Source organism: Mycobacterium persicum, assembly GCF_002086675.1.
In the GTDB taxonomy this organism is placed as follows: domain Bacteria; phylum Actinomycetota; class Actinomycetes; order Mycobacteriales; family Mycobacteriaceae; genus Mycobacterium; species Mycobacterium persicum.
Genome location: NZ_MVIF01000058.1, coordinates 23,714 through 36,214, shown reverse-complemented (window position 1 = coordinate 36,214; position 12,501 = coordinate 23,714). Strand labels below are relative to the sequence as shown.

The 12,501-nt window shown below is 66.3% G+C and carries 9 protein-coding genes and 1 pseudogene; all 10 read right to left on the bottom strand.

Features of this window, described 5'->3' with window-relative positions:
* On the bottom strand, positions 1–1,494 hold a 1,494-nt coding region (locus tag BST40_RS17455), incomplete at its 3' end, for an FHA domain-containing protein (RefSeq protein ID WP_142276752.1).
* Between the two features lie 120 nt (positions 1,495–1,614).
* A complete protein-coding gene (locus BST40_RS17450) occupies positions 1,615–3,405 on the bottom strand; it encodes a serine/threonine-protein kinase (RefSeq protein WP_075548688.1) in 1,791 nt (596 codons plus the stop codon).
* Positions 3,406–3,780: 375 nt separating this feature from the next.
* Positions 3,781–4,941 carry an ATPase/transcriptional regulator EmbR gene (gene embR, locus BST40_RS17445; protein ID WP_083154940.1) on the bottom strand — a complete coding sequence of 387 codons (1,161 nt, stop codon included), beginning with the start codon at positions 4,939–4,941 and terminating at the stop codon, positions 3,781–3,783.
* Between the two features lie 264 nt (positions 4,942–5,205).
* A pseudogene (locus BST40_RS17440) lies at positions 5,206–5,902 on the bottom strand (C39 family peptidase).
* Between the two features lie 204 nt (positions 5,903–6,106).
* The gene (locus BST40_RS17435) at positions 6,107–6,820 is read right to left on the bottom strand and encodes a C39 family peptidase (RefSeq protein WP_083154938.1); all 714 of its coding nucleotides are present in this window, start codon (positions 6,818–6,820) and stop codon (positions 6,107–6,109) included.
* Positions 6,821–6,952: 132 nt separating this feature from the next.
* A complete protein-coding gene (locus BST40_RS17430) occupies positions 6,953–7,345 on the bottom strand; it encodes a DUF4189 domain-containing protein (RefSeq protein ID WP_089025194.1) in 393 nt (130 codons plus the stop codon).
* A gap of 68 nt (positions 7,346–7,413) precedes the next feature.
* Positions 7,414–8,148, bottom strand: a complete 735-nt coding sequence (locus BST40_RS17425; RefSeq protein ID WP_075548711.1) for an LppX_LprAFG lipoprotein — start codon at positions 8,146–8,148, stop codon at positions 7,414–7,416.
* A 171-nt stretch (positions 8,149–8,319) separates the two neighbouring features.
* Complete coding sequence (locus BST40_RS17420; protein ID WP_075548692.1) at positions 8,320–8,655, bottom strand: DUF732 domain-containing protein; 336 nt, start codon at positions 8,653–8,655, stop codon at positions 8,320–8,322.
* Between the two features lie 129 nt (positions 8,656–8,784).
* Positions 8,785–10,710 (bottom strand): ABC transporter ATP-binding protein, encoded by a 1,926-nt coding sequence (locus BST40_RS17415; protein ID WP_083154936.1) that lies wholly within the window; start codon positions 10,708–10,710, stop codon positions 8,785–8,787.
* Positions 10,711–10,712: 2 nt separating this feature from the next.
* The gene (locus tag BST40_RS17410; RefSeq protein WP_075548694.1) at positions 10,713–12,461 is read right to left on the bottom strand and encodes an ABC transporter ATP-binding protein; all 1,749 of its coding nucleotides are present in this window, start codon (positions 12,459–12,461) and stop codon (positions 10,713–10,715) included.
* Between the last annotated feature and the right edge of the window lie 40 nt (positions 12,462–12,501).

Below are 12,501 nucleotides of genomic sequence, written 5' to 3'. Positions count from 1 at the left end.
GGGTGGGCCGGGTGTGGGGGCCGGGTGGGCGGTGACGGCGGCGTGTAGCGGTGAGGCGTAGAAGCGGGCGGTCCAGTCGGTGGTGGTGTCGCGTTCGAGCAGGGTGAACAGGTCGGCGAAGTCGGTGCAGTGGAAGTAGCTCAGGGCTTGTTGGGGTGGGCCGAAGTAGGCCAGCCGGCCCCCGGGGGCCAAGATCAGTAGCCGGTCGCACATGTTGAGGTGGGCGATGTTGTGGGTGACCACCACCACCGAGCGGCCGTCGTCGGCCAACGAGCGCAGGGTCTGCATGACCGATTTCTCGTAGCCGGGGTCGAGCCCGGAGGTGGGTTCGTCTAAAAACAGCAGCGAGGGTTTGGTCAGCAGTTCCAGTGCGACGCTGGTGCGTTTGCGTTGCCCGCCCGACAGACTGTCGATGCGCTGATCGGCCTGGGTGGACAGGCCCAGTTCGGTCAGCACTTCCTGGATGCGTTGGTTGCGTTCGGCGGCCGACACGTCGTGGGGAAACCGCAGCCGCGCAGCGTAATTGAGCGCGCGGCGGACCGTCAGCGGGGTGTGCAGGATGTCGTCTTGGGGCACGAACCCGATCCGGTGGCGCAGTTCGGCGTAGTTGTCGTAGAGGTCGCGGTCGTCGTAGCGCACGCTGCCGCTGGTGGCCGGGCGGAACCCGGTCAGCGCGCCCAGCAGCGTGGATTTCCCGGCCCCGCTGGGCCCCACCACCGCCAACAGGCTGCGCTGGGGCAGGGCGAAGCTGACATCGGCCAACAACACCTTGGACTTCTTGGAGCCCTTGTTGGTGACCACCCGCAGGTTGGCCGCCTCATAGGAAATGTCGCCGGTGTCAACGTATTCCACCAGCCGATCCCCGGACAGCTGCAACAGCTGATGACCGATGCCGACGATGTCGCTGGGCCCCAGCAGCGTCCGGTTGATCCGGGTGCCGTTGACGTAGGTGCCGTTGGCGCTGTTGTTATCGACCAGCTCCCACTGACCGCCCGAACGGCGCAGCATCGCATGACGGCGCGAGACCAGCAGATCATTGAGCACCACATCGTTGTCGGGGCCACGCCCGATCGTCACCACCAACTGATCAATGGCATGCACCGCCGTCGGCGCCCGGGCCACCGTCGTCTGGCCCACCACCGCCGCCGGCTGCGCCGCCGCGGCGGGCTGCCCGCCCGGCGCCAACTGCACCAACTCACCCGAGGACGCCGACCCCAACATCACCGACACCGGCCCCGCGATCGCCACCCGCTCGACCCGCGCACCCTCGACAAACATCCCATTGCTGCTGTGGTTGACCAAAACCCAGCCCCCCGGGCCCGGCTGCAACACCGCATGATCCCGCGACACCCGCGGATTATCCAACCGCACATCAGCCTCAGCCGACCGACCAATCGTCCACACCCGATTCGGCGTGGCATGCCAGACCCGCCCACCAGCACGCAACTCCAACCGGGGCACCTCCATCACAACCGCCTCGGCCCTACCCTCCATACCAAGCCTCCGACACCTCCGGTCGCACGGTTTCGCCTATCCCGCGCATCGTGCTCATCGCCGCCCTGCGTGCCAATCTTGTTGTGCTGCTTGAGCTTCAGCGGCTACGGACGGTCCGGATCAGCCGTACTTCGCCCACCACGTGTGCAGTTCGTCGATGGTGGCCGGATCGCCGAAGACGTCGCTGAGCATCAGCTTTTCCTCGTTGGTCCAGATCACGTTCGGGTGGTTCTTGTAGGTGCCACATGCGATCATGCCGGCGGTCACGTTCGGCGTCCGGTCGTAATGCCAGCCGTCGGGCGACGGTCCTTCCCCGGGGCAGTTCATCAGATCCACCGCGGCGATGTCGTCGTCGAAGGCCTTCTTGAGCGCGTCAAGAGTCGGGAACAGTCCGTAGATGGCGCGGCTGGGGCCGCCCTGGTTGGTGTTCTGCCCGCAGTTGTACATGGCAGTCGCTCCGGTCCAAACGCTGTCCGGCTTGGGACTGGTCGGTGTGCAGGTGCCGCTGGCGTAACCGGACGGCAGATAACTCATCAGCCTGCTTTGTGGGTCTCCGGCCGGGGTGGTTGTCGTTGGGGAACTCGGGGTCGTCGGCTTGGTGGTGGGGACGGAGGTCGTGGTGTCCGCCTTCGGGGTGGAGTCCGGTCGGGTCGCCAACCAGATCCCGACGGCGGCGACGACGAGAACGACCACCAGTGCGGCGGCACCGCCGGCCACGATCGGCCACGGGTTGCGCTTGCGCGGTGCGGGCTGATTCCAGGGTGCCGGGCCGCCGGGCTGTTGTGGTGGCGTGCCTGGTGGCGTGCCTCCCCAGCCGCCGCCTTGGTAGTACTGCGGGACCGGCGCGGACTGGCCGGCGGCCGGAATGGGACCGCTCGCCGGTGCCCACGCGGGCTGCCCGGTCGGGCTCGGCTGTGGCAACGGCCCCGAACCGGCCGGTTCCGGGTACTGCGGCGCCGGTGGCGGGGTAGCAGCAGCCATCGTCGGCGGCTGGGGCGCAAAAGGCGCAAAAGCGGTGCCCGGCAAGGTCGCTTCCTGGCTGCGGCGCACGATGTCGGCCGCGTGGTCTTGATCGGGGTCGCTGAGGGCATCGTGGGCGGCCCGGGCGAAATCGCCGGCGCTGGCGTAGCGGTCCTCGGGCCTTTTGGCCATGCCACGCGCGATCACCGCATCCAAACCCTTGGGTATCCCCGAGCGCGCGGCGCTGGCCTGCGGCACCGGATCCATCAGGTGCGCGGTGACCAACGTGGACGCGCTGTCGGCGCGATAGGGCGGGGAGCCGGTCAAACATTCGTACAGCACGCACGCCAACGCGTAGATGTCGGCGCGGTAGGTGACTTCGTCGTTGGAAAACCGTTCGGGCGCCATGTATTTCCAGGTGCCCACCGCGGTGCCCAATTGGGTGAGCTTTTCGTCGGTGGTGGCGCTGGCGATGCCGAAGTCGACCAGGTAGGCGAAGTCGTCGCGGGTCACTAGCACGTTGGGAGGTTTGACGTCGCGGTGCATCACCCCGGCGGCGTGGGCGGCGTCGAGAGCGGAGGCGACCTGGCTGATGATGGCCACCGCCCGCGGCGGGGTCAGCGGACCGAAACGTTTGAGCAAGGTGTCCAGGTCGGTGCCCTCGATCAGGCGCATCTCCAGGTACATCTGACCGTCGATCTCGCCGTAGTCGTGGATGGGCACCACATGGGGTTCCTGCAACCGACCGGCGGTGCGGGCTTCGCGCTTCATCCGCTCGCGAAACACCGGGTCCTTACTGAACTCCGCGGTCATCAGCTTGACCGCGCACGGCCACTCCTTGACGGTGTTCTCGGCTTCGTAGACCTCGCCCATACCGCCGCGGCCCAGCAGCCGCTTGAGGTGGTAAGGGCCGAACATCGACCCCACACGCGAGTCTGGCGCCTCGCCCATCGCTGATCCTCCCTCGACCCAACCCGAATTCCGCCGACCCTATCAAGTGGGCACAGTTATCGCAGCGAGTGCGACCCGTCGGCCCAGCAACCCGTGACGGTAACCATGACGGTAAGCCCTCGCCAACCCGACCGCATGAAAACGGGGCTTATCCGTCCGCGGGCGACCGGGCCACGGGTGCCCCGTCGATGTTCGGATGAACGCGGTCAGCCACGACGGTCGTCCGGCTATGGCCGCGCGCTAGCCGAGCCCCCAGCCGTGCGGTCACCGCGCGCCGAAAATCCCTGGCGCAGTAAGACACTGAGCCGGGACCCGCCCTGTCCGGCCGGCTCTTTACGGTCAAAGCGGTTGCGGCGCAACCGTGCTGGCGCCATGCTAGCGGTCACGCCGGGCAGCGATTTGAAAGGTGAATTCGTGGTCGCAGATGCGGATGTGATCGCCGTCGTTGAGCGTGGCGGCGCCGCGGATCCGCTGGTGCCCTACGTGCACACCGTTGGACGACCGGAGATCGTTGATGATGTAGTTGGTCCCGGTGTCGATGATGACCGCGTGATGGCGGCTGACCTTCGCGCTGTCGAGCACGATGTCGTTGTCACTGAGACGGCCGATACGGGTCGCCGCGGTGCGAAGCGGGTGGTCGTGCCCGGTGGCGATGTCGTGCAGGCAGGCCACGGCTTGTTGTCCGGTCACCATGGTCCGCTGGTCGAGCAGGGTGACGGTGCCGACGGCGGTGGACTTCGCGTTCATCTTGGCGTCCAACGGTTCCTGGCGCAGGATGCGTTCGTTGAGACCGCGCAGAGTCGGGCCGGGGTCGATGCCGAGATCCTCGGCCAGGGTTGTCTTTACCCGTCGATACGCGCCCAACGCGTCGGATTGCCGATCGGTGAGGTAATAGGCGGTGATCAGCTGGGCCCACAGTGGTTCCCGATACGGGTGTTCGACGGTGAGGGCCTCCAGTTCGGTGATCACCTCAGCGGCGCGGCCACAAGCGATCTCGGCTTCCGCCTTGGCGGTGTGGGCGAGAATCTTGTCCTCCACGAGCGCGGTGGCAAACGCGTCGACGAACTGAAAGTCACGCAGGTCGTCGAGCACGGGCCCACGCCATTCCCGCAGTGCCGCAGCCAAATGCCGGCTGGCTTGGTCGAATTTGCCGGCGGCGGCCGCGTGTACCCCGGCAGCTTTCTCCGCTATGAACCGCCCGAGATCGCAGCTGTTCTCCGGAATGCTGAGCCGGTAGCCCGGGGGTGCCGCGGCCAAAATCGCTCGGGGGTCGACACCGGCGCCGCTGAGCAGCTTGCGCAGGTTGGACACGTAGGAATGAATGCTGGCCCGGGCTCCGGAGGGAGGCCACTCCTCCCAGAGAGCGGTGATCAGCGCGTCGACGCCGACCGGCCGGTTGCGGTTGATCACCAGCATGGCCAGCACCGCCCGCTGCTTAGGGGTGCCGGTCGGTACCAGGTCGCCGTTTATGCTCATCTCCAGCGGTCCCAGCAGACCGAATTCGAGACTTTTGCCCGTCATCGCGTTACCAGCCATCCCGGGTCCTCCGCGGCTTCATCTGCGCCTCATCTGCCTAGTGTCGAGCAACGGTCATCAACGGTCATTCTGGTACGAAGTTCGCCGATCCGGTACGAATCAACGGGCCGGGCAGGTCGATCCCGTCGCGCCGCCGGACCGCAAACGCCCGGCCATTGGTGTCGTCTTAGCGAATCACCTTGTCGCCCTGCGGGACACGCGATCGGCGGCCAGCTCAGCGGACGCGTTGCCCGCGGTGTCTGCCCGCCGTCGCTGTCCCGGTGGTCAGGTGCCGGTGGTGACGACCAGGAAGTCGTGGCTGGTGGCCCATGCCTTGACGAAGGTCTCGATGGGGATCTGTTCGTCGCGGCCTTGCTTGGTGCCGCTGTCGTTGAGGTGCACGATGCCGTTGGCGGTGTCGACTCCGGTGACCACCACCGCGTGGTCGGAGCGCGGGTTGCCGTCACTGTCTTTGCTTTCGATCGGCTGGCCCCAAATCATTTCGGCGTTGAGGCTGACGATGACCTTGTGGCCGCCCCCCCAGGTACTGCTCGAGCGCCTCCATGCCCGTGGGGATTCCGGTTTGCGGGGCGTCGTCGGTGTCGGTGACCTTGGCGTCGACGCCGTAGTGCGCCAGCAGGGCCGGCACGTCCCACATGCTGGTGCCCATGCCGGAATTCGGGTTCGACGGGTCAGCGGGCTTGATGTAGATCGAGCCGGGGTGGACGGTGCTGGGTGTCGACTGGGCCACCTTGACGATCGCCTTCTCCGACGGTTCCTTGCCGGTGATCTGACCGATCACGTCGGCGCTCGACATGATGACGCAGTCGTCGTATTTCTGGTAGCGCCACCACTTGGCGGCCGCTACGGGGTCGCCGTACATCGTGCCCGTCGCCGCATCGGCCGGGAGGGCCAGTCCCAGTGCCAGCGCGCCCGCGAAGGTGGCGGCGACGGCGGTCTTGGCGATGGTGGAGATCTTCATCGGTGTTTCCCTTTTCTCGTTCTCTCGTTCCGCGCCCGTCGGATGGCTGCGGAATGGGCGTTGAGAAAAGGTTCCGATGACGGCCTTTTCGTTATCTCTATGAATCCTTGAAGTGATCTACGGGCTATAAAGAGCCGCGAAACACGAGTGGCGGGCAGCCGACCCGACGCTTGGGTGGCTGCCCGCCGGGTGTCGGACCAACGGCTACTTGTGTGTTTCCTGGGTGACGGTCATGAAGTAGTGGCTGGTGGCCCAGGCCTTGACAAAGGTCTCCAGGGGGATCTGCTCGTCGCGACCGTCCGGATTGCCGCTGTCGTTGAGGTGCACGACGCCGTTGGCGGTGTCGACGCCGGTCACCACCACTGCGTGGTCGGCCCGCGGCTGGCCGTCGCTGCCCTTGTTCTCGATCGGCTCGTTCCAGATCATTTCGGCGTTGACGCCGACGATCACCGCGTGGCCGCTGCCCAGGTACTGCTCGAGCGCGTCCATGCCGGTGGCGACGCCGGTCTGGGCGGCGCTGTCCGAGTCGGTGTTGACGCCGTGGACTCCGTAGTGTGCCAGCAGTGTCGGCAGGTCCTCCGGGTTGGTGCCCATGCCCGAGTTCGGGTCGTTCTTGTCGGTCGGCTTGATGTAGATCGAGCCGGGGTGGCTGGTGCTGGGCGTCGACTGGGCCACTTTGATGATGGCCCGCTCCGAGGGCAGCTTGCCTGTGATCTGGCCGATGACGTCGGCGCTGGACATGATGGCGCAGTCGTCGTAGTTCTGGTGGCGCCAGTACTTGGCGGCCGCGGCCGGGTCGCCGAACATGGTGCCGCCGACGGATGCGTCGGCCTGGCTGGCCAAGCCCAGCGACAGGCCGGCCGCGAGCGCGGTGGCGACGGTTGCCTTGGCGACGATGGAGATGTTGACGGTCTTCATGGCCGGGTCCTTTCTCAATTCCGCTCCGGTGGAGGGGCTGTTGAGAAAAGGCTCTGATGGTGGCCTATTCGTTATCTCGTCGAATTCTTGGAGTGACCTGCCGTGGCCGGGGTGTGACCATGCGGTGGCGCGTCAGTTGCAGGCCCACGTGTCGATGTAGCCGCCGTCGAGTTTGCTCAGCGCGTCTTTCATGGCGGCACTGAGGTTGGGGCCCGTGCCGCCCTTGTAGTCGCGGTCTTTCGCGGCGACGGCACCGCAGGCGGTGAACGAGGTGAGCACCTTGCAATCGGAGTAGCCACACGATTTGACCGCGGTGGCTTCGGCGGCCGCCTTGGTGGGGTAGGCCCACGACCGGCCCCACGACCCGTTGCTGGAATAGGCGATAGCCCCGTAGGAATCGGTGGCGCGTGCCACGGTCGCCGCAGTTGCCGACGTTGTTGCGAGGGCCGCGATGGTTGCGATGACAACCGCCAGCCGGGCGACCGTCACGGCGAACCGGCGCCGATGGGGAACCATCATCGTCATTGGTGAATCCTTTCCGAGCGTCGGCGGTCCGGCCGGATCGACATTGCCGTGACGCCATCCGCCAATGGCTAGACCGGTTTGGTAGCGGTGACCTGTTTGCCCCAGTCGGACATTGTCAGCGTCACCGAAGTGTTGGGGGCCGGGACGATCTGGATTTGCACGAGATGTGAGGACCCGTCCGAAGCGGTCCACACGGTGGTGGGCACCGTGGCAACGTCCTCGGTGGTCAACCGTGAGCCGGCCAGCGTCGCGATGTCGTCGGCGCTTGATTTCCCGGTGATCTTGGTGGTGGCGACCCCGTTCACCTGCTGGGAGCCGGCCACCGACGCGTCCTTGAGGTTGGCCAGTACGTTGGCCAAGCCCTTGTCGGGGTCCAGCAGCACCGACACGTTGTAGATCGAGGCGCCGTTGCCGAAGTCGGTGTACGTGCCGGGTTGGCCGAGGTCGGAATAGAGGTGACCGTCGACATAGACGAATTTGACGTCCTGGGTGTCCTTGCCGACGAGCATCGTCGCGCTGCCGGTGGCGACGGTCTGCGGTGTGTTGGATACATCGCCGTCGAGCCTTGTCACCCGCAGATTCGGCACGTCGCCCTGCACGGCAAGGCTGAGGTGCATGCCGGTGACCTTGCGCATCACGTCGGTGGCTTGCTTGAGCAACCTCGCCGCCTCCCCGCTGGTGGCGGTGGCGGTGGCGCTCGACGATTTGGCGCCGGTATCCGAATGTCCGCAGCCGCTGATCGTCAGGGCGACAGCGAGTCCGGTGGCCGCGGCGGCGACAACGCTTCGACGCGCAAGCTTCATCGACATCTCCTTCGTCAGCCCGCAGTTGCTCAAGCCGAACTCCGAGCTTAGTGAGCCCTGGGTTACGGCCGGCCGGTCCGGGTCCACCTATCTCGCCGCGGCTGACTGTCACAGAATGCGCGATGCGGGGATCCCGGTTCTCGGGATCCCCGCATGCTGTGTGGGGGTCGATCAGGTGAGCTGGCTAGCGTACTGCGGGCAGTAGTCCTTGGTTGCGTAGACGACGAAGTAGGCGGCTTGCTTGGAGGTCAGGTTGGTCTGGCTGAGGATTTCACTGGCGATTTGGGATCCGGTTGCTCCGGCCGCCAATTCGGTGCAGACCTGGTGGCCCTCTTGGACCGCCGCCTGCGGTGAGGAGAAGGTAACGCCAACCGACTCCATCTGCGAGATGAATGCCGCGTCAGCTGCGGTGGTGGCCGAGGCGAGGCCGGCGGTGGCGACGGCAAGCCCGACGCCGGCGGCGCCGACGGCGGTGGCCAGGACTGCGGTGAGGCGTGCTGAGAACATTGCTGAGGTCCTTTGCTGAGTGCTGTGGGTTTCCTGCTTGGTGACCTCAGCTTCGGACCGACCTCTTGGCGAATTCTCAATAACTTCTTGATAACTTCCCGGCGCCGATTCGCCCGGGCACCGGCGAGGTTAGGCCTGAGTCATCGCGTAGTAGGCGCCGCGCCGGGCCAGTAGTTCGGCGCGGTTGCCTTGTTCGACGATTTGTCCGTCCTGTACGACCATGATGCGGTCGGCATCGCGAATCGTCGAAAGCCGATGGGCGATAATGAAACTCGTTCTGTCTCGGCGAAGTTCGCACATCGCTTGGGCGATGAGCAGCTCGGTGCGGGTATCGACCGAGCTGGTGGCCTCGTCCAGGATCAGCAGTTGGGGGCGCGCAAGGAACGCACGCGCGATGGTGATCAGCTGCTTCTCGCCGGCGCTGATGTTGCTTCCGTCGCCGCTGATCCGGGTCTGATAGCCGTCCGGAAGGCTACGCACGAAACGGTCGACATGTGCTGCTCTGGCGGCTTCGGTTATCTCGTGGGGGGCGGCGTCCGGCCGGCCGTAGGCGATGTTTTCGGCAATCGTCCCGTCGAACAGCCAGGTGTCTTGCAGCACCATGCCGATCCGTGACCGCAATGCATGCCGGCTCATCGAGGCGATGTCCACGCCGTCGATCAGGATCCGGCCGGAATCGACCTCGTAGAACCGCATCAGCAGGTTCACCAGCGTGGTCTTGCCCGCGCCGGTCGGTCCGACGATCGCCACCGTGCTACCCGGCTCGGCCACCAGCGACACGTCCCGGATCACCGGGTGACCGGGGTGGTAGGCGAAGCTCACGTGTTCGAACTCGACGCGACCGGGCCGGCTCGGAGCAGGAATCGGCGCCCGGACGGCCGACGCCGGCGCCGGCTCCGGCTCCGGCTCCGGCGATTCTTCGGCCTCGTCGAGCAGCTCGAATACCCGCTCGGCGCTGGCCACCCCCGATTGCAGGGTGTTGTACATCCCGGCCACTTGGCTCAGCGGCGTGTTGAACTGGCGGACATATTGAATGAAGGCCTGGACACTGCCCAGCGTGATGCGACCGGTGGCCACCTGCAGGCCACCCGCCACGGCGACGGCGACGTAACCGAGGTTGCCGATGAACGTCGTCGCCGGTCCGACCAGACCGGACAGGAACTGCGCGCCGAAGCTGGCCTGGTAGACGTCGTCGTTGAGCTTGCGGAATTCTTCTCGCGCGGCGGCCTGGTGACCGAAGGTCTTGACCACCGTGAAGCCGCTGTATGTCTCTTCGATGTGGGCATTGAGGCGCCCGGTGCTGGTCCAATGCGCAACGAACAGTCCTTGCGAACGTCGCGTGATCGCCCGCGTCACCAGCAGCGACAGCGGCACCGTCAGCACCGTGATCAGCGCCAGCAGCGGCGAGATCCACACCATCATGAAGAGCACGCCCAGCACCGTCAGAATGGACGTCACCAGCTGGCTGATCGTCATCGACAGCGACGACTGGACGTTGTCGATGTCGTTGGTGACCCGGCTCAACAGCTCGCCGCGCTGACGTCCGTCGAAGTAGGACAACGGCAGCCGGTGCACCTTGTTCTCGACATCGGACCGCAACGTCGTTATGGTCCGCTGCACCGTCACGTTGAGCAGCCGGGTCTGAGCCCAAATCAAAAGCGAAGCAACCAAATACAGTGCTAGCGCCAGCGCCAGCGTACGTCCCACCGCGCCGAGGTCCACCCCCTGGCCCGGCACCACATTCATCCCCGACAGCAGGTCGGCGAACGCGTTGTCACCGCGGGCCCGGGCCGCCGCGACGGCCTGCGCCTTGGTGATGCCGGCCGGCAGCCGTCGCCCGATCACGCCGTTGAACAACAGGTCGGTGGCGTGGCCCAGGATGCGCGGGACGACCACGCTGATCGCCGTGCCGGTGATACCCAGCGTGATCACCGCAAGGCTGAGCCGGCGTTGCGGCGCGAGCCGTTTCACCAGGCGCGCCGCCGAACCCCAGAAGTCCTGCGACCGCATGGTGGGGGCCGGCGCCGCGCCGCGCGGCCGCTGGTTCATTGTCATGGTCACGGGACCCCCCCGGCGCCGACGGTCACCGACTGCGAGATGGCGAATTCGGCATAGGCGGGGCAGTCGGCCAGCAGGGCTTCGTGGCTGCCCGCGCCGACGATCCTGCCGTCGTCGACGACGAGCACCTGATCGGCCTGGCATGCAGTCGAAACACGTTGGGTGACAATGATAATGGTTGACGTTGCGGCCACCTCGCGCAGCTGCGAGCGAACGCGGGCCTCGGTGTGCACGTCCAGAGCCGAGAACGCGTCGTCGAAGAGGTAGATGGCGGGGCGGCGGATGACGGCCCGCGCGATCGCCAGCCGTTGGCGCTGCCCACCGGAGAAGTTGATCCCCCCCTGGCCGACGCGCATGTGCAGCCCGTGCGCCCCCACGAAATCGTCTGCTGCGGCGACGCGCAGTGCCTCCCACATGTCCGCCTCGGTGACCGACTGGTTCGGGGCCGCGCCGTACCGCAGGTTGTCGGCGACGGTCCCGGAAAAGAGGTAGCCGCGCTGCGGCACCAGGCCGATTGCGGTCCACAGTCTTTCGGTGTGGTAGTCGCGGACGTCGATGCCGTCGATCAGGACGGCGCCGCCGGTGACGTCGCGGAGCCGGCAGATCAGCGAGACCAGGGTCGACTTGCCCGAGCCGGTGCTCCCGACGATCGCGGTGGTGGCACCCGGGCGGGCGGTCAGCGAGATACCTTGCAGCACCGGACAATCAGCGCCCGGATAGGTGAACGTCACACCGTCGAGGTGGACCACGCCGGTGATCCCGTCGGGCGGGAACGTGGGATTTGCCGGGTTGCCGATAGCGGCGCGGGTGGACAACACCTCGGTGATGCGTTCGGCGCACACGGATGCTCGCGGCAGCACGACCAGCGTCATCGTCGCCATCAACACCGCCATCAGAATCTGGGCGAAATACGACAGGAAGGCGCTCAGCGAGCCCACCTGCATCTGGCCGTTGTCGATGCGCAGGCCGCCGAACCAGATCACCGCGACGCTGGACGCATTGATGGTCAGGGTGGTCACCGGCAGCATCAGCGCCTGCCAGTTACCCGCTGCCAGTGCGGTCTTGGACAGCGCGGTGTTCGCCCGGGCGAACCTGTCCCGCTCGAAGCCTTCCCGGGTGAACGCGCGGACCACCCGCACTCCGGACAGTTGGTCTCGCAGCACTCGGTTGATGCCGTCGATCAGGCTCTGCATGCTGCGAAACAACGGCAGCAGGTGCGTCACGATCCAGTAGTTCGCTACCGCCAGCACCGGGACGCTGACCAGTAGCAGCCAGGTCAGTGCGGCCTCCTGGTGAATTGCCATGAGAATGCCGCCGACGCTCATGATCGGCGCGGCGACCAGCACGGTGGCCGTCGTCTGCACCAGAAACACGATCTGGCGCACGTCGTTGGTGCTTCGGGTCAGCAACGTCGAGGCGCCGAACCGGGCAGTCTCGCGTTCGGAGAAGGTGACGACGTGTTCGAACATGGCTGAACGCAGGTCGCGGCCGAAGCCGGTCCCGGTCCGTGAGCCGACGTAGAGCGCACCGACCGCGCACAGCGCCTGTAATCCGGTGACGCCGAGCATCACCACGCCCAGCCGGACGATGATGGTGGTGTTGCCCTTGGCGACTCCATCGTCGATGATCGCGGCGTTGACGGTGGGAAGGTACAGCGAAGCCAGGGTGCTGATCAGCTGCAACACCATCAGTACCGCTATCAGCCGACGGTAGGGCCGCAGGTACTGGCGCAGCAGTGCCAGGAGCATGGGGTAACTGTCGCACACCGCGACTGCTAGGCACCGGCGC